Annotated in this window: 26 protein-coding genes and 1 pseudogene; 21 read left to right on the top strand and 6 right to left on the bottom strand. The window is 74.3% G+C overall.

The features are described from left to right. The first annotated feature begins 119 nt into the window (after positions 1-119). Together O7629_RS01005 and O7629_RS01000 are read left to right on the top strand one after the other, a co-directional pair. On the top strand, positions 120-419 hold the full coding sequence (locus tag O7629_RS01005; RefSeq protein WP_278127511.1) for a hypothetical protein: 300 nt from the start codon (positions 120-122) through the stop codon (positions 417-419). Positions 420-421: 2 nt separating this feature from the next. Next, positions 422-688 (top strand): hypothetical protein, encoded by a 267-nt coding sequence (locus O7629_RS01000; RefSeq protein ID WP_278127510.1) that lies wholly within the window; start codon positions 422-424, stop codon positions 686-688. A gap of 58 nt (positions 689-746) precedes the next feature. On the opposite strand, the gene O7629_RS00995 is transcribed toward O7629_RS01000, so the two are convergent. The 5 genes from O7629_RS00995 to O7629_RS00975 all read right to left on the bottom strand — a co-directional run bounded on the left by O7629_RS00995 (position 747) and on the right by O7629_RS00975 (position 2,387). After that, entirely contained in the window at positions 747-1,172 is a 426-nt protein-coding gene (locus O7629_RS00995) for a hypothetical protein (protein WP_278166963.1), read from the bottom strand. A gap of 175 nt (positions 1,173-1,347) precedes the next feature. Next, the gene (locus tag O7629_RS00990; protein WP_278166964.1) at positions 1,348-1,557 is read right to left on the bottom strand and encodes a hypothetical protein; all 210 of its coding nucleotides are present in this window, start codon (positions 1,555-1,557) and stop codon (positions 1,348-1,350) included. Between the two features lie 190 nt (positions 1,558-1,747). Further along, positions 1,748-1,939 carry a hypothetical protein gene (locus O7629_RS00985; protein ID WP_278166965.1) on the bottom strand — a complete coding sequence of 64 codons (192 nt, stop codon included), beginning with the start codon at positions 1,937-1,939 and terminating at the stop codon, positions 1,748-1,750. Then, positions 1,936-2,217 carry a hypothetical protein gene (locus O7629_RS00980; protein ID WP_278166967.1) on the bottom strand — a complete coding sequence of 94 codons (282 nt, stop codon included), beginning with the start codon at positions 2,215-2,217 and terminating at the stop codon, positions 1,936-1,938. The genes O7629_RS00985 and O7629_RS00980 overlap by 4 nt, the downstream gene beginning before the upstream one ends. Further along, positions 2,214-2,387, bottom strand: a complete 174-nt coding sequence (locus O7629_RS00975) for a hypothetical protein (RefSeq protein ID WP_278166968.1) — start codon at positions 2,385-2,387, stop codon at positions 2,214-2,216. Before O7629_RS00975 ends, O7629_RS00980 begins: the two co-directional genes overlap by 4 nt. Positions 2,388-2,624: 237 nt before the next feature. On the opposite strand from O7629_RS00975, the gene O7629_RS00970 reads away from it, so the two are divergent. Next, positions 2,625-3,389: a GntR family transcriptional regulator gene (locus O7629_RS00970; RefSeq protein ID WP_278166970.1), complete on the top strand. Its 765-nt coding sequence runs from the start codon at positions 2,625-2,627 to the stop codon at positions 3,387-3,389. Between the two features lie 5 nt (positions 3,390-3,394). Continuing rightward, the gene (locus tag O7629_RS00965; RefSeq protein WP_278166971.1) at positions 3,395-3,733 is read left to right on the top strand and encodes a hypothetical protein; all 339 of its coding nucleotides are present in this window, start codon (positions 3,395-3,397) and stop codon (positions 3,731-3,733) included. Between the two features lie 454 nt (positions 3,734-4,187). On the opposite strand, the gene O7629_RS00960 is transcribed toward O7629_RS00965, so the two are convergent. Further along, the gene (locus tag O7629_RS00960; RefSeq protein ID WP_278166972.1) at positions 4,188-5,489 is read right to left on the bottom strand and encodes a glycosyltransferase; all 1,302 of its coding nucleotides are present in this window, start codon (positions 5,487-5,489) and stop codon (positions 4,188-4,190) included. A 142-nt stretch (positions 5,490-5,631) separates the two neighbouring features. Between O7629_RS00960 and deoC the strand changes: the two genes are divergently transcribed. From deoC to O7629_RS00875, 17 genes and pseudogenes are all read left to right on the top strand, one after another. Further along, the gene (gene deoC, locus O7629_RS00955; RefSeq protein ID WP_278166973.1) at positions 5,632-6,597 is read left to right on the top strand and encodes a deoxyribose-phosphate aldolase; all 966 of its coding nucleotides are present in this window, start codon (positions 5,632-5,634) and stop codon (positions 6,595-6,597) included. Between the two features lie 5 nt (positions 6,598-6,602). Continuing rightward, positions 6,603-7,559: pseudogene (locus O7629_RS00950) on the top strand (aldehyde dehydrogenase family protein); the annotation flags it as partial. Positions 7,560-8,078: 519 nt separating this feature from the next. Continuing rightward, positions 8,079-9,587 (top strand): hypothetical protein, encoded by a 1,509-nt coding sequence (locus tag O7629_RS00945; protein ID WP_278166975.1) that lies wholly within the window; start codon positions 8,079-8,081, stop codon positions 9,585-9,587. Beyond that, complete coding sequence (locus tag O7629_RS00940) at positions 9,584-10,279, top strand: hypothetical protein (protein ID WP_278166976.1); 696 nt, start codon at positions 9,584-9,586, stop codon at positions 10,277-10,279. The genes O7629_RS00945 and O7629_RS00940 overlap by 4 nt, the downstream gene beginning before the upstream one ends. After that, a complete protein-coding gene (locus tag O7629_RS00935) occupies positions 10,276-10,527 on the top strand; it encodes a hypothetical protein (RefSeq protein ID WP_278166977.1) in 252 nt (83 codons plus the stop codon). The genes O7629_RS00940 and O7629_RS00935 overlap by 4 nt, the downstream gene beginning before the upstream one ends. Continuing rightward, complete coding sequence (locus O7629_RS00930) at positions 10,524-10,964, top strand: hypothetical protein (protein WP_278166978.1); 441 nt, start codon at positions 10,524-10,526, stop codon at positions 10,962-10,964. Before O7629_RS00935 ends, O7629_RS00930 begins: the two co-directional genes overlap by 4 nt. Beyond that, positions 10,961-11,380: a hypothetical protein gene (locus O7629_RS00925; protein ID WP_278166979.1), complete on the top strand. Its 420-nt coding sequence runs from the start codon at positions 10,961-10,963 to the stop codon at positions 11,378-11,380. Before O7629_RS00930 ends, O7629_RS00925 begins: the two co-directional genes overlap by 4 nt. Beyond that, positions 11,377-11,691 carry a hypothetical protein gene (locus O7629_RS00920; RefSeq protein WP_278166980.1) on the top strand — a complete coding sequence of 105 codons (315 nt, stop codon included), beginning with the start codon at positions 11,377-11,379 and terminating at the stop codon, positions 11,689-11,691. Before O7629_RS00925 ends, O7629_RS00920 begins: the two co-directional genes overlap by 4 nt. After that, positions 11,688-12,605: a hypothetical protein gene (locus O7629_RS00915; RefSeq protein ID WP_278166981.1), complete on the top strand. Its 918-nt coding sequence runs from the start codon at positions 11,688-11,690 to the stop codon at positions 12,603-12,605. Before O7629_RS00920 ends, O7629_RS00915 begins: the two co-directional genes overlap by 4 nt. Beyond that, complete coding sequence (locus tag O7629_RS00910; protein ID WP_278166982.1) at positions 12,602-13,093, top strand: hypothetical protein; 492 nt, start codon at positions 12,602-12,604, stop codon at positions 13,091-13,093. Before O7629_RS00915 ends, O7629_RS00910 begins: the two co-directional genes overlap by 4 nt. Next, positions 13,090-13,356, top strand: coding sequence for a DUF6011 domain-containing protein (locus O7629_RS00905; protein ID WP_278166983.1), 267 nt, complete (start codon positions 13,090-13,092; stop codon positions 13,354-13,356). Before O7629_RS00910 ends, O7629_RS00905 begins: the two co-directional genes overlap by 4 nt. Then, positions 13,353-13,586 (top strand): hypothetical protein, encoded by a 234-nt coding sequence (locus O7629_RS00900; RefSeq protein WP_278166984.1) that lies wholly within the window; start codon positions 13,353-13,355, stop codon positions 13,584-13,586. The genes O7629_RS00905 and O7629_RS00900 overlap by 4 nt, the downstream gene beginning before the upstream one ends. After that, a complete protein-coding gene (locus O7629_RS00895) occupies positions 13,576-13,971 on the top strand; it encodes a hypothetical protein (protein ID WP_278166985.1) in 396 nt (131 codons plus the stop codon). Before O7629_RS00900 ends, O7629_RS00895 begins: the two co-directional genes overlap by 11 nt. Then, on the top strand, positions 13,964-14,191 hold the full coding sequence (locus O7629_RS00890; protein ID WP_278166986.1) for a hypothetical protein: 228 nt from the start codon (positions 13,964-13,966) through the stop codon (positions 14,189-14,191). Before O7629_RS00895 ends, O7629_RS00890 begins: the two co-directional genes overlap by 8 nt. After that, positions 14,184-14,492 (top strand): hypothetical protein, encoded by a 309-nt coding sequence (locus O7629_RS00885; RefSeq protein WP_278166987.1) that lies wholly within the window; start codon positions 14,184-14,186, stop codon positions 14,490-14,492. The genes O7629_RS00890 and O7629_RS00885 overlap by 8 nt, the downstream gene beginning before the upstream one ends. After that, positions 14,493-14,813, top strand: coding sequence for a hypothetical protein (locus O7629_RS00880; protein ID WP_278166988.1), 321 nt, complete (start codon positions 14,493-14,495; stop codon positions 14,811-14,813). A 118-nt stretch (positions 14,814-14,931) separates the two neighbouring features. Beyond that, positions 14,932-15,472 (top strand): hypothetical protein (locus tag O7629_RS00875; RefSeq protein WP_278167020.1); only part of this gene is annotated, 541 nt, incomplete at its 3' end.

The following is a 15,472-nucleotide window of genomic DNA, read 5'->3' as shown; positions in this document are numbered from 1 at the left end:
CCTGGCCGCCCGCGACGCCACGATCCTGCAGCTGCGCGGCCAGGTCGAGGACCTGACCGCACAGTTGCACCTTGCCCGCCCATCGCCGGCATAGAGCCGGTGAAAGATAGGAGACCCTCGTGCCACAGACCCCGACCGATCCAGCCGATCCGCTGCAGGCGGCGGCCGGCACCCGCGCCGGCATCGAGGCCGCGCTGACCGGCCGACACCGGTCGACCGTCCAGATCGCCCGGCACCTTGCCTGGTCGCACCTGCCGCCACCGCTGGCCGCCGTATCTGCCCGCATCGGCAGCGCGGTGCTCGACCTCGTCGCGGACCTCCCGGACGGTCCGGAGCTGACCACCGCGATTCGCCGGGCGGTCGAGGCGAAGGACTGCCTTGTCCGCGCGGCCGTCGACGCGACCGACGAGGAGCGATGACCATGGCCAGTCCTGTCACCACCCAGTCCCGCCACCCGTGGCGGGCCACCCTCCGGACGGCCGTCGCCGCGGCGATCGCCGCGCTGCCGCTGATCCCGCTCGCCGCGACCGAGGCCGGAATCGACACCGTGCCGGCCGTCGCCGGCGTCGTCGCGGTCACCGGCGCCATCACCCGAGTCATGGCCATCCCCGGCGTCGACGCCTGGATGCGGCGGTACGCGCCGTGGCTGGCGTCCGCACCCCGACACGAGGTCCCGCCTGGACGCTGACCTCCGTACACAGCAGCGGCCCCGCACCGAGTCCGGTGCGGGGCCGCTCCGCCATGTCTCAGAAGTCTGGACAGATGTACTGCCGCACCACAGCCAGGATCTGGGTGGCGGTCTCCTCCCCGAACCCGTCCGGATACCCCGGCGCCGAAAATCGCAAGTTCGTGAGCTGGACGAGCTTTGCCTCGTCTGCCTCGCCGTTGCCGATTGACTGGCACTGGCTCCGGCCACGGTCGATGATCGTCTTCTCGTCCTTGTCTCCGACGATGTCCGGGTTGATGTCCTTCAGCGCGCTGATGTAGGCAGCCCAATCTTCAGGCGATGGGGTAGGCGGGATCCCGGCGGCCGCAGCGGCGGAGGCAAGGCTGTCGTCCGCCGGTGCCGACGTCGGGGCCGGCGTGGCCGCGTCCTCGTCAGAGCCGGCACCGCAGCCCAGAGCGGTGACGGCGGCCGCCACGATCGCGGCCACCAACATTCTGTTACGCACGTCGTCTCCTCGGTTCTCGTGGGGCCCCGCCGTCGCCGGCCGGGGCGGGGCCGTCGGGGTACGGGCGGGCGCGATCACGGTGCCAGCGGCGGCCGCAGCACGCCATCGGACCGTCGGGCAGGCGACACCCACCGTTACGGGGATGAGACTCGGGTGCACCGCCGCATGCTCGTGGCTAGGCCCACTCCACCACGACACGCCAGCGCGCCGGCCACCACGGCTCACCGGTCTGGGCGCGCAGCCACACCCCCGGCGCGGCGGCGGTCACGTCCAGGCAGAGCAGCTGCCCGCTCCGACCGTAGACCCGGACGACGATCACGGCCGTGACGGCACGGTGCACCGCCATGGCCTTGAGAGCAGGGTGGTCCGGCGTGGCCACCGCCACGACAGCAGCGGATGGTCGGCCACGCCGGCATCGTCCAGCTCATCCCGTCGGTCCGCGCGCCACTGCACCGCGCGGATCAGGTCGGGGCACCCCTCGGGCTCGCACTCCGGGCATCGTGGCCAGACCGGTGGTGGCGGGCCGTGGTGGATGGCCAGTATTCGCGCCGCCGTGGCGTCGTCCATCGGCCCGGTCATATGGATCGCCGCACCAGGCGGTACTTGGCGATGGCCCGGCGGGTACGGGCCCACACCAGCTGCGGGCAGTCCTCGGTGCCGGGGCAGTCGGTGTGACAGCGGTGGCCGGCGGCGTGTGCGTGCACGGCGCCGGCCGCCGCGTCGTCGATGTCCTGATCGGTGATCGGCCCGTCGTCCATCGCGGTCACCGCGTTGGACTCCCGTCGATCCAGGTCCACGCCACGAACCGCTCGTGCAGCTCGGCAGGGTCGGTGATACCCGCCTCGCGAGCCGCGACGGTCAGCATCTCGCCGATGTCGACCGACAGCGCGAGCGGTTCGCTGGCGTACGCCTCCGCCAGCTGGACGCGGGCCGGCGAACACGGCCAGGGCGTACCGTCCGGGCACACGACGCAGTCCCACGTCGGCCGGTGCGGGGTGTGTGCCGGCTCGACGGCCGGGGCGGCCGGTCTGGACGTGCCGGTCACGGCAGGATGGTGCGGCCGCCGTTGCCGCCGCGCTGGTCGGCACGGTCGGTGCGGGTCGCAGGCCGGGTGTCGGTCGGCCGGGCGGGCTGGTCGACCCACCGGCGGCGGCCGGGCACCGGACGGACGACGTCGACCACGCCTGCGTCGCGGAGGAACCACTTCCCGATCATCTTCGCGCTCCTCGAGTCAGCGGGGCGGCGGCCCGGCGAGCACGGGGGAACCCGGCCGGACCGCCGCCGATCCGGGGTGGCCCGGCCCCGCGGATCCGCGCGCTGGATGCCGATCAGGACCGGGCCGGCTGGGCGGCTGAGCGGCCCGCCCATCTTTGCGTACGCAAAGCGTTGGACTGAGTGTGACCGCAGTAACGACGCGACGTCAAGGCTTTGCGTACGCCTAAACTGGGCCACATGGCGGGCTATCGGGAGATCGCAGCGGACCTCCGCGAGGCGATCGCGGCGGGCGAGTACGCGCCCGGCGCCCAGATCCCGACCGAGCACGCCCTGGCAGAGCGGTACGGCGTGTCACGGGAGACGGTGCGTCGGGCACTGGCCGAACTGCGCGCCGCCGGCGTACTCGAGTCGGCCCGGGCCGCAGGAACGCGAGTCGCGGCGCCACCGGTGCGGCTGGCGCTGGCGCGGTACGCAGCCGTCGCCGACCCCGCCCGCACTCGGGCGAACCTCGGCCCGTGGGAGACCGCCTGCGCCGACCAGGGCATCGACGGGTCGGTGGAAGTCGTATCGGTCGAGGAGGCCATACCTGCACCACCCGGCGTAGCCGCGCGGCTGGCTCTGCCTGCCGGCGCCTCAATGGTGCTGCGCCGCCGTCGCCACTTGATGGACGGCCGTGTCGTCCAGCTGCATGAGTCGTGGATGCCGCGTGACCTGGTGGCGGGCACGGCGCTCGCCGGGCAGGGCAAGGTGGTCGGCGGCGTGTACGCCGCGTTGGCCGCTGCCGGCATGCGGCCGGCGACCGCGAGCGAGGAGCTGTCGGCGCGGCCTGCTGCGTTGGCCGAGCAATCGGACCTGGGCTTGGCGGCGGTGGGCTGGGTGCTTGAGCTGTGGCGCACGACGCGAGACGTCACCGGCCGGCCGCTGGAGGCGTTGCAGGTGGTGTCGGATGCCCGCCGGGTGACGTACGTGTACGACGATCTGCCGATACGGGGCGAGAGGTGACCATCATGGACCGGGTCCAGGCGTTGGAAAAGCTGACCGCGGCCGCTACGGCGGTCGACGAGGCCGAGGCTGAGATGCTGGCGGCTGCCGCGCTGGACACCGTGATGTCCCATCCAGGGCTGCGGTACGCGCCCGTCGACCAACGGGCCACCAGGTGGGTGGCGGCGTGCGACGGCGTGCTGCTCGGGTACCTGTGGTCGGAGCCGGGGCGGCTGCTCGGCGGGTGGACAGCCGCACGGCTGGACGAGTCAGACCGGCTCGGCCCGTTCTCCACTGGTCGGGCCGCCGCAGCGGCGCTCGCCCGGCACTGTGGTGCAGCTCCTGCACACACCGGCCCAACGTAACTGCTAGTGATCTAAAGTTGACATTGAGCCGGGGGGGGGGGGGGTCCTCGATGAGGGGTTCAGCCCCACCCCCGCCCCCCGCCCCGGCTCAGTCTCCAGATCGGACGACGGGCCGGCCAAGGCGGTGCCGGTCAAGGCGGTGCCGGTCCATGAACCCATCCGCGTACGCGCGTGCCACGGCGCGGCTGCGGGTGCGGGAGATCGCGGCGTGTGCCGCGACGCCAGCCGCGAGCGCGGCGGCGGCGATAATCGGTGTGGACAGTCGTTCGAGCATCATCGGTGATGCGCCTCCGGCAGTGGAGTCCCCGTTTGAAGATCTCACCGTAAGTGGATCGCTACGGCATTGACCTCGGGTGATCGGCCGGGATCCCAGCCAGCAGGACGCGAGGGTCATACGTCTGTCCGACCGGATGATCATCCAGTTAGGTGCCCCTCAGTCATGGTTGACGACTGATCAACGACGAGTACGTCCACGGTCGTTGAACCTACTCGCCAGCCCGGCGGCCGACGCATACACCTCACGGATCGCCTCGGCGTAGCGGGCCGGGGTGTGTTCGGCGCAGCGGGCCGCCGCCGCGGCCGCCTGCCGGCGGGCCGTGTCCGGGTCGAGCAGCAGCCGCAGCACCCCGCCGGCCAGCGCACCCGGCTGCGGCTCGGTGCGCAGTGCGGCGCCGGCAAGCGCGCCGTGCGCGTGCAACGCCCGGTCGACAAGTACCACCGGCACCCCGGCCAGGCCGGCTTCCTGCAGGACCAATGCCTGGGTGTCGGTCTGCGAGGCGAACGCGAACACCTCGGCGGCCCCGTACGCCGCAGCCACCACCTCCGGACCCTGCTGGCCGGTGAGGGTGATCCGGGCAGCCACCCGAGGGTCGATGGTGCGCAGCAGCGCGGCCAGCCAGCGCGGCTCGTACAGGGCACCGACCAGCACCAGCCGGGCGGTCGGGCAGCCGACCAGCACCCGCTCGAACGCGGTGATCAGCAGGTCGATGCCCTTCTCCCGGTTGATCCGACCCACGTAGAGGACCACCCGGTCGCTGGGCGTGATGCCGTGGCCGTACCGGAAGGCGTTGATCTCGTCGGCGGTGGTGCGGCGGGCCGCGACCCCGGTCGGCACCAGGTGCACCCGGTCGGCGGGCACCGGCAGGTGGATTCGGTCCAGCACCGCCCGGGTCGGCACCACCACCGCGTCGGCGCCGCCGAGCAGCAGGGTGTTGGTGGCGTCCATGGCGGCCCGGCGGCGGGCGACGGCGCCGCTGGCCATCGGCCGGTGGTCACGGGCGTGGCCGGCCGGTGCCGCCGCCGGGCGGGGTACGCCGAGCCGGCGGGCGTACAGCCGGACGCCGGCGCTGAGCGCACGGGCCGGCACCCGGTACGCGTCGGCGTACGCGTGCAGGTCGGTGTGGTAGGTCTGGACCAGCGGCAGACCGAGCCGGCGGGCGGTGAGGACGCCGAGCAGCCCGACCGGTCCGGGGGTGTGCACGTGCACCACGTCCGGGGCGTGGGCGGCGATCTCGGCGATGGTGCCGGTGGCGGCGGCGCCGCGCAGCAGCCACGGCGACAACCGCAGGTCGGCGACTCCGCAGGGCAGCGCACGTAGCCGCAGCACGTCCGCCTCGGTCGGCTGGTCCGGGTGCCGGGGCACCACGATCAGGCCGGGATGCCCGGCGGCGGCCGACGCCGCCGCGAGAGTCCGCAGCGAGGTGACCACCCCGTCGCGGCGGGGCAGGTACGTGTCGGTGAAGTGCACTGCTCGCACGTCAGGCACGGTGGGTCACCGGGGCCAACATGATGTAACGGTAGGCCAACAGCGCCGTTAAGTCTGCTCGTCCGATCAGCCGACGGCCAAGATCGTGAACTCGCTGGCGACGTAGACTCGCGGGCATGACAGGACTCGCGGCATGGCAGCGGTGAGCACCCCGGCACCCGCGCGCCACGATCTGGCCGAGGTGGGGCGGAACGCGGCAACCCTGCGTAGCTTCCTGCACGGGCTGCCCGGCGTCGATGAGGTCGGCGCGCGGCAGCGGGCCGCGACGCTCGGCACCCGGTCGATCAAGACGACGGCCAAGGCGTGGGCGATCGACCTGGCCGTCCGGATGGTCGATCTGACCACCCTCGAAGGCGCCGACACCCCCGGCAAGGTACGCGCGTTGTGCGCCAAGGCCCGCCGCCCCGACCCGACCGACCCGGACTGCCCACCGGTCGCCGCGGTCTGCGTCTACCCGTCGATGGTGCCGACCGCCGCCGAGGCGCTCACCGGCTCCGGCGTGCACCTGGCCAGCGTGGCCACCGCCTTCCCGTCCGGGCAGGCGCCGCTGGAGGTGAAGCTGGCCGACACCCGGGCGGCAGTCGCCGCCGGCGCCGACGAGATCGACATGGTGATCAACCGGGGGGCGTTCCTCGCCGGCCGCTACGAGCAGGTGTACGCCGAGATCGTCGCGGTCAAGCAGGCCTGCGGCGACGCCCATCTCAAGGTCATCCTGGAGACCGGGGAGCTGGCCACCTACGACAACGTGCGCCGCGCCTCCTGGCTGGCGATGCTGGCCGGCGGCGACTTCATCAAGACCTCCACCGGCAAGGTGCCGGTCGCCGCGACCCTGCCCGTCACCCTGATCATGCTGGAGGCGGTACGGGACTTCTACGCCGCCACCGGGCGGCGGATCGGCGTCAAGCCGGCCGGCGGCATCCGCACCACCAAGGACGCGATCAAGTACCTGGTGCTGGTCAACGAGACCGCCGGCGACGAGTGGCTCACCCCCGACCTGTTCCGGTTCGGCGCTTCCACCCTGCTCAACGACCTGCTGATGCAGCGGTCGAAGCTGCACACCGGGGTCTACTCCGGTCCCGACTACGTCACCCTGGACTGATCAGCGTGTTCGACTACGCACCGGCACCCGAGTCCCGCTCGGTCGTCACCATCCGCGACTCGTACGGCCTGTTCATCGACGGCGAGTTCGTCGACCCGACCGACGGCGGGGCCCGCAAGACCGTCAACCCGGCCACCGAGGAGGTCCTCGCCGAGGTCGCCGAGGCCGGCCCCGGCGACGTCGACCGGGCGGTGGCCGCCGCGCGTACGGCGTACCAGCGGGTCTGGGGTCCGATGCCCGGCCGCGACCGGGCCAAGTACCTGTTCCGGATCGCCCGGGCGCTCGCCGAACGCAGCCGCGAGCTGGCCGTGCTCGAGTCGCTGGACAACGGCAAACCGATCCGCGAGTCCCGTGACGTCGACCTGCCGCTGGCGTCGGCGCACTTCTTCTACTACGCCGGCTGGGCCGACAAGCTGCCGTACGCCGGTTTCGGCCCGGACCCGCGCCCGCTCGGCGTCGCCGGCCAGGTCATCCCGTGGAACTTCCCGCTGCTGATGCTGGCCTGGAAGATCGCCCCGGCGCTGGCCGCCGGCAACACCGTGGTGCTCAAACCGGCCGAGACGACCCCGCTGACCGCGCTGCTGTTCGCCGAGATCTGCCAGCAGGCCGACCTGCCACCCGGTGTGGTCAACATCGTCACCGGCGCCGGCGCCACCGGGCAGGCCGTCGTCGGCCACCCCGACGTCGACAAGGTCGCCTTCACCGGATCCACCGACGTCGGCCGGCAGATCGCCCGTACGGTCGCCGGCAGCCGCAAGAAGCTCACCCTGGAGCTGGGCGGCAAGGCCGCCAACATCGTCTTCGACGACGCCCCGATCGACCAGGCCGTCGAAGGCATCGTCAACGGCATCTTCTTCAACCAGGGCCACGTCTGCTGCGCCGGTTCCCGGCTGCTGGTCCAGGAATCGATCGCCGAGCCGCTACTGGAGTCGTTGAAGCGGCGGATGGCCCGGCTGCGCGTCGACGGCCACCAGGGGCGCTGTCTCACGTTCCGCCCTGGTGGATGGACCGGCCCTCCTGGTGGCTGGTCCAGCTCGGCCGGCGGCGGCTGCTTGGGAGGGCGCCGCCGCCGGCCGGGTAACCCCGGTCTTCCCCGGCCGGCCGGGACCTGGAGTGGTCCCCACGGGCCGACTCCAGCGGTCGCTACGACCGGCCGGCCGGGGAGCACTTCGTGCGCTGCGCCTGCTGCTCGGCGTGGCCCTCGTGCTGGGCGCGCTGGTCGGCCTGGTCGCGGTCGGCGGCGCCGAGCTGCTGACGCGCGGGCTGGTCGACCCGGCCGCCCTGGCCGCCGCCGGCGCCCTGGTGCTGTTCGCCGCCACCGCCCCGGTCCGCCGGTCTTCCCCACGGCGGTCCGGGCGTCGTCGGGTGCGTGCGCCGTGCCGGGGAGGGCCGGCGCACGCACCCCATCCACAAACGGCAGCGGCCCTCGCCGCGACATCGGCAAGGGCCACCCATCCCAACCATCGACGTGAGAGGTCGACGTGGAACACGAGAGTACCGAAAACCAACCGGACACCGTACCGACCAGGTCCGACATCTGCGGCCAGCCGGCCGTCAACACCGTGGTGGCCACCACCAACGACGACTCCGGCCAGCCGACCCCGATCCGCCCGGGTGTGATCCGGACCGGGGCGTACGCCGGCACCGTCTCGACGTGCGATGCGCACGTCGACCAGGCCACCGCCGGCCTGCGCGCCGCCGGCCTCGTGGTCGATGTGTTCGCGCCGATCATCCCGACGGCGGCGGTGTGCGGCGAGATCTGGCGGGTCGCCGCCGACTCGGTGCTCACCCCCGACGGCGGACCGGAGCACCAGGCGCTGCAGCGGGCGGCGGCGGGCACCGGCCCCGGTCCGGAGACCGCACCGGTCGACCCGACCCCCGACCCCGACCCGGCCGGTGACGCCGGCGGGCACGGGGTGGCGGGCGGCTGGTCCGGCCCGGCCGGCTGCGGCGCCAGGTGCCTCTGCGGGCTGGCCGTGGACGGATTCGACAGCATGGCTCCGGCGCTGGCGCTGCTGGACGAGCACATCGCCGGCGCCACCACCGCCGACTCGCCGGAGGACGTGCCGGTGTCCCCGGCCGCTGACGTCGCCGTCGACGTCGTCCAGCGGTGCGGCCGGCCGGCGGTGGCCGGTGTGGCGACGCAGCCACACCCGCTGCGCTGGACCGGCCCACGGACGTACGCGGGCACCATCTGGGTTTGCGCCGGGCACGAGGACGTGGTGACGGAACAGGCCCGGACCGGCGGGCTGGACACCGGGCTGGTCGGCGCTCCGGAGCGGGTGCGGTGCGGCGAGATCTCCGCCGAGGGAGTTGACCTGGCCGACGTGCCGGCCGGCGCGTGGCCGCGCCTGGCGGTGCTCGCAGCTGCGAACGTCACCGCCGTCGACGCCGGCCGGGCCCCAGACGACGCGATTCCGTCGGTGCGTGCCACCGAGCTGCGGCCGGGGATGTGGGTGGCGACCGGCCGGGACGACGTGCCCGGTGTCGAGGTCCGCGCCGTCGAGGTTGGCGCCGCCGGACTGGTCGGGGTGCTCCTGGCCGGCCCGGAGTACGCCGAGCACCACGCCGACGACCTGGTGCCGCTGGTCGACGAGGAGACGGTGGCCGCCGCTGCCGAGGCGCTGCGTGTGCGGACCCGCCGTCAGCTGATGCTGGACGGGCTGCGCGCCCTGGTCGCGGCCGCCGAGCGGGACCCGTCGATCCTGCCGGTCGACCGGCTGCAGGTGACCGGCCGCGCCGCCAACCTCGCCGGTCTGCAGGCGTTCGCCGCCGAGCTCGGCTCCGACGTGGTCCCGGTCGGTGAGCGCCTGGTCGCCGAGCTGCTGACCGGCGGCGGTCCGGCCGATGACCTCGGCGGGTCGTCCGCGCCGCTGTCGATCGAGATGTACGTCTACAACGACGCCGACCCCGCCGACCAGCCGGCCCCGCCTGCGCGGGGAACCGCCGCCGTGGTGGTGCCGGCACAGCCGACCGGGGGTGACCTGTGACCGCCAAGATCGGACCGTACAACAGCGAGGACGAGGCGTTGGCCGCGCCACTGCCCCGGCAACTGGCCGAACTGCACACCACCGGCCGCATCCGGCCCGGTGACGGCACGGCCGAGGGCACGCGCCGGGCAGCCCTGATCGCCGCCGCCGTCGACGCCGGCGTCGAGCTGGGCGACCTGGACCACCGGGTGCTCGCCTGGCTGGCCAGCTGGGAGACCGCGACCGTGCAGGTCGTGATCGGCCTCCTGGCGCGGGCGCACGCCGCCGGCCGGGCCGCCGGCCCGGCACCGCTGGCGCAGGACCCGCCACGCCCCCCGGCCACCCCGGCACCGGGCCAGCCGGCCGACGTCACCGCCGCGCTGCTGGCCGAGGCAACCGACCCGTGCGAGGCCGCCGCCGTCGAACTGCTGGCCGGCGCCGGCCTGCTCGACCACCCGGCCGTGACCCGACGCATCACCTCACCCGGCGTCGTCGGATGGAACGCCCTGCACCTGGCCGCACTGGATGACGCCCTGGGCGACGACATCACCGACGCCCAGCACCACCTTCTGTCCCTGGCCTGCAGCCTGGGCAGCCGCGGACTGCTCCCGGCCTGCCTCCGCCAAGCCCTGTGGGGCATGTGGGAGACCCCGGACACGGCCGGCCTGGTGCTCGGCGCGATCCGGACCGCCCTGGGCGGTGATCGCCGGTGACCACGGGGATCGCAGCCGCGCTGCCCGAGGCCGGCGGGCTGCTGATCATGGCGCTGATCGTCGCTGGCGGGCACGCGGTGCGGGTGCTGGCCGGTCGGGCACGCCGTGCGGCCGCCGCCCGGCGGGCTGATCGGGCGGCCCGGGTGGCGGCCCGGCAGGCGCGGCGGGCCGCTGCCGACCGGGCGTGGCACGACCGCCTGGCCGCGCTGCTCGACGAGCACCAGCCGGCGGGAGGTGCGCGCCGATGAAGGTGTTCGCCTCGCATTTCTGGGCCGGGTCCGGATGGTGGACGGCGCCGATCCACCCGCTGTGGCTGGCGGCCGCGCTGCTGCTGTTCGCGGGCGCGCTCCGGGCCGCCGTGGTGGTGCGCCGCCGGCGGACCCGCCGCCTGAACGAGCACTGGGCGTCCGTGACCGCCGCCCTCGCCGTCCGGCCGCGCCATCACGACCTGTCGACCTGGGCGGTCGTCGCGATCACCGTGGCGGTGTCGGTACCGGTCAGCGCGGTGATCGGCGCGGTGGTGGCGCTGATCGCGGTCACCGTGGCCGGTGCGGGCCGGGGCGACCCCTGGGCCCGTGCCGCCCGCGTGGCGGGCCTGACCCGCGACGTCCGCGACGCCCTGGACCTCGCCCGCCCCAGCACCACCGCCCACGACCAGACCGAGCAGAGAGGACAGCAGCAATGATTCTGCTGATCGTCGCGGCAGCCTGCCTGGTGGTCGCCGCGCTCGCGGCCGCCGTGCGCCGGGGCCTCCTCAGCACCGCCGCCGCCGAGGACCGGCACGAGGGCTGGGACATGCACACCGGGGAGTTGTCGGCGCTGCGCGTCGAGCTGACGCAGGACCTGCCCGCCTCAGCCCTGCCGTGGCCGGAGCCGGTCGACGGCGAACGCTGGCCGGAGCCCGTGACCGGACGTACGGCGCCCGCTGGCGGGGTGTACCGCTCGGCTCCGGTGCCCGTCGTGGACACGGGCCGGCGCCGGGCGGAGCCGCCGGACGACGGCACCGGCCAGTGGGCCGCCGCGAACCCAGCCACAGCAGGCGTCAATCCGTGGTTCGCGCAGCACGTGGCCAGGTCGACGGCCCGGGGCGGGTCGTGGTGACCGCCGGTACGCCCGGGTGGCCGCGCCGTGCGGCCACCCGGGCCCCGGCCCCACCGGCGGAGCTCGCCGGCGCGGCCGGCGCACGCGCACAGGTGTGGATCGCGGTCGCCCGTGCCGGTGTCACCGCCCACAAGATCCGGCCGACGACCGACGACAAGCAGCGCCGGACGGTGTGCGGCCGGTTCGTCAGCTCCGCCGAGCGGGAGCAGGGCCAGGTGCTCGCGGCCGCCGTGGTCGCCGAGCGCTACCGCGCGGCCTGGTGCCCGCACTGCTGGCCATCACCCCAGACACAGACAGAGGTGAGCCGATGACGGCCAACCTGCCGGTGTACGGCGTGCGGGAGATCCCGGACGGCCTGGCCACGGTGACGATGCTGCGCCGGATGCGCCGCAAGCCCGCACCCGACCAGGCCCCGGCCGGCATCCTCCGCTACAGCCGCGGCAAGGACACCACGCACCTGTTCACGGTCGCCGACACCGTGGCGATGCGGCCGCTGACCGCCCGGCAGCGGGCGGCGGCCGAGGCCAGCCGCGTCTACCCCCGGCACTGCGAGGTGTGCGGGTGGGACGCCGGCGGGCCGCTGCCGTCGAACGGCCGTGGCGCGCACCGGTGCCCGGCCTGCGACGCCGAGGACCGCTACGACCAAGTCCGCGCCTGGCGCGCCCAGCAGCGGTCCGAGGCCTCCGCCTGGGCCGCCGAGGCACTCGCTGACCCGACCGCCATGGTGGTGGCGACCCGGTCGATCGACCTGGCCCCCGCCGGGCCGGGGCAGACGGTGAAGCGGACCGCCGTCGCCGAACTCGTCGTCGTGTCGCTCGCCGATCCGGCGGTGGACCGGCTGCACATCACGTTGATCCCGGACCGGCGGCCGAAACGCAAGCGGGACCTGCCGGCCGGCGGCCGGCTCGTCGAGGCCGCCGCGCCGGGCGTGGCGGCCTGGGTGACCGGTCGGCGGGTCGTGGCCTGGTCGGAGTGGGAGGTCTCCGCCCTGGACTGGGACCTGCGGGACGCCGGAGTCCAGCCACCCCGGCCGGGGACGCGGCTGATCTACCTGCCGCGTCTGCGGGCGATGAGCCACCAGTACAGCCAGTGGTGCGGACACATCGGGTCGGCCGGCGTGGTCGACCAGTCGCGGCCGCCGGGCGGCCCGGTGGAGGAAGTCGACTGGATCGTCGACACGCTGCGCCGGATGGCCGCCTCACCGGTTCGGGGAGTCAGCCAGTGACCGGGCAGACCCAGCCGGCGCTGTGGCGGGTGCCGCCGGAGACCCGGACGGCGCTCGAGTCACCGGAGTTGCTGGTCGACCTGGCGGCCGCGATCGAGTCGGCGGACGCCGCAGCAGCGGGTGAGAGCCGCTGGTCGCGGGCGGTCGCCGCCGCTGGTCGGGTCCGCGATGTGCTGCGGGCCCGGATGGTGCCGGAGGCCGCGCCCCGGTCCTGCCAGTCGCCGGCCCTGCTGCGCGTCGCGGAGGAACGGCTCCGGCAGATCGAACGCAAGCGGTACGACGCCGTCCACGATGACCAGCGCACGTCCGGCCAGCTGTGGCAGATGGCGTGCTGGTGGGCCGATCCGGAGTCGACCTGGCTCGACTGGCCGTACGTCGATGGCTATCCGGAGCACGGTGACCGCGTCGCCGACCTCGTGCGTGCCGCCGCCCTGCTGACGGCCGAGGCGGACCGGATGCTGCGGCTCAGAGCCCAGGGACTGGCGTGACCGCGCGCCCGCCGGCCCGGCCGGACCTGCCTCCGGTGCTGTGCCTGGACTGCGCGACGCCGCTCACCGACCCCAAAGCGCGGGCGCGTCGGGTCGGATCGCTGTGCTGGCGGCGCCGGCGGGCCGAGGCCCGCCGCCAGGAACAGGCGGCGGCCGCCTCGGTGCTCCCCGACCCGGTGCGGGTGCGTGGCGGCCGCGACGCCGGCCACGACGGACCAACGCTCGTCGACCCGGCCGGCGTCATCGAGGAGGCATCCCGGTGACCCGCCGCACCCCGGCCCGGTCGCGGGTACCGCCGCACCTCCACCAGGCCACACGAGATCTGCCGGCGGACCACCGTGGCCGCCGGGTCTGTGTCGTGTGCGGGCTGCTCGGCGAGCCGGGCGACGCGCACCACCCGATCACCCTGCCAACCACCCCGGTGTCCCCGGTCCTCGCCGCCGCTGCGGCGGCTCGGGACGCCGCGATCTTGGGAGAACGAGATGCCGATTGAGGATGACGAGTTCGAGACGGCGTACCGGGCCGCGATGGCTGCCCGGCCGGGTCAGGCCGTCTACCCGGACGACGTCCGCAGGTCACTCGGCCAGGCCCGGCGGCCCGCCCTCCGGACGCCGGCACCGGTCCGGCCCGCCCCCGTCAAGCCGGTGGCCCGGCCGGCCGTCGCCGAACCGGCGCCAGCGTCGCCGGCGGCCGCCGTGGCGTCGACGGGCGTCGAGCGCGCGGGTTGGCTCGGCCGGCGCTGGCGGTGGCACGCCACGGTGATCACTCCGTCCGGCGACGAGCACACCGTCACCGGCCACGCGTGGCGCTGGGCGACGGCGTGTGACCGCGCTGCCCGGGTCGCGCAGATCCTGCTGACGCAGGTGACCGATGGGTGACCCGACCAAGCCCGCGCGACAGGAGCTGGGGACTGAGGTCTGGGTGCACAGCACGTGGGACCACCTCATCAGGGTCCGCGACCACCTAGGGCTGATCGGCCTCCTCGTCGTGCCGACCACCAAGGCTGGCAAGCCAGCACCGGTCGATCCGCAGCTCATCAGCAAGGGCCGGTACTCCTGGCACGGCCGCTACCACCTGACCGGAGGCGGCGGTGCGTAACCGCGACCTCCGGCGTGTGCAGCAGGACTTGGCCGCCCGGCGGGCCCGGACACCGGCCGAGGCCGCCGAGCGTGCCCACCGTGGTGCCGCGCTGGTGCGGCGGGCGCTCGCCGGCGAACCGGTCCCGGACCCACCGCAGGCGACCGCCGGGCCTCGGCCGGCCCGGCCGCCGGTGCTGGACGAACTGGTGTCCTGCGCGGGCTGCTACCGGCCGCACGTCGGCGAGCCGGGCTCGCTGTGCGAGGCCTGCGCCGGCGCGCAGCCGGTGCGACTGGACGACATCGAGACGGGAGTGGGCTGAGTGACGAGTCAGCAGGATGTGGAGGCGGCGGTCCGGGCCGAGCTCGGCCGCCTCGCCTGCGACGCCGTTCAGGCGCTCCGCCGGGTCGGCGTGCCGGTGCCGGTGATGCCCGGCACGGCGGCCGCCGCCAACGAGGTGGAGGCGCTGCGCGCGCAGGTCGCCCGCCTGACTGAGCAGCGGACCGCCCTTATCCGGCTATGCCAGCAGATCCTCGACAGGTGCGGCGGGCAACTTGGCGGGCCGTTCCTGCTGCTCGCCGTGGCCGAGGGCTGGCGGCGGCAACTGGCCGAGGCGTCTGCCGACGACCCGCCGCCCGACTGAGTCCATCGCCCTTGCCCAGCTGCTGTTCTCCGTGGCCCGGCCTGCCGAAACGGCGGGCCGGGCCGCATCGCATCCACAGGAATCCATAGACGTTGATGATCATCTACGGGGGGCGGTAATGCCCTACTGGCTCGAAGACGACGCCTTCCCGAACTGGCCGGTGTGGGATGTGCTCAGCGCAGGGAACGTCGACATGGCGGACCGGCTGCAGTCCGCGTACGTCCGATGCAAGAGCACGACCGCCGGCGTGCTCGCGGACGGCTACCTCACCGAGCAGGCCGCGTTGACTCAGTGCCGGGGCCGGCCCAAGGTCCTGGCGCTGCTGGCGACGGCGGTGCTGGACCGGCCGCCCTTGCTCCACCGGCGTGGTGATGAGTGCGAGTGCCTCGGCGACGGCGTGTGGATCGACGGCTACGCCTACCGCGTCCATGCGTTCTCAAAGCGGAACCCGTCGCGCAAGGAGTACAACCGCAACCGCGCGCAGAAGGCTGATTTGCGCGACAGCAGGCTGAAGGCACTGGTGTACGGCCGCGACGGCGGCTGCTGCCGCTTCTGCCACAGCGGGCCACTTAACCCCAAGAGCGGCCGCGCGAAGGACGCACGCAAGCGTCTGCAGTACGACCACGTCGACCCAGACGCGCCGGCCGGCCCCGAGGGAC

The sequence above is a fragment of the Solwaraspora sp. WMMD792 genome (assembly GCF_029626105.1).
Classification (GTDB): domain Bacteria; phylum Actinomycetota; class Actinomycetes; order Mycobacteriales; family Micromonosporaceae; genus Micromonospora_E.
The sequence above is the reverse complement of the archived record's forward strand: the minus strand, read 5'-3'. Positions and strand labels throughout refer to the sequence as shown.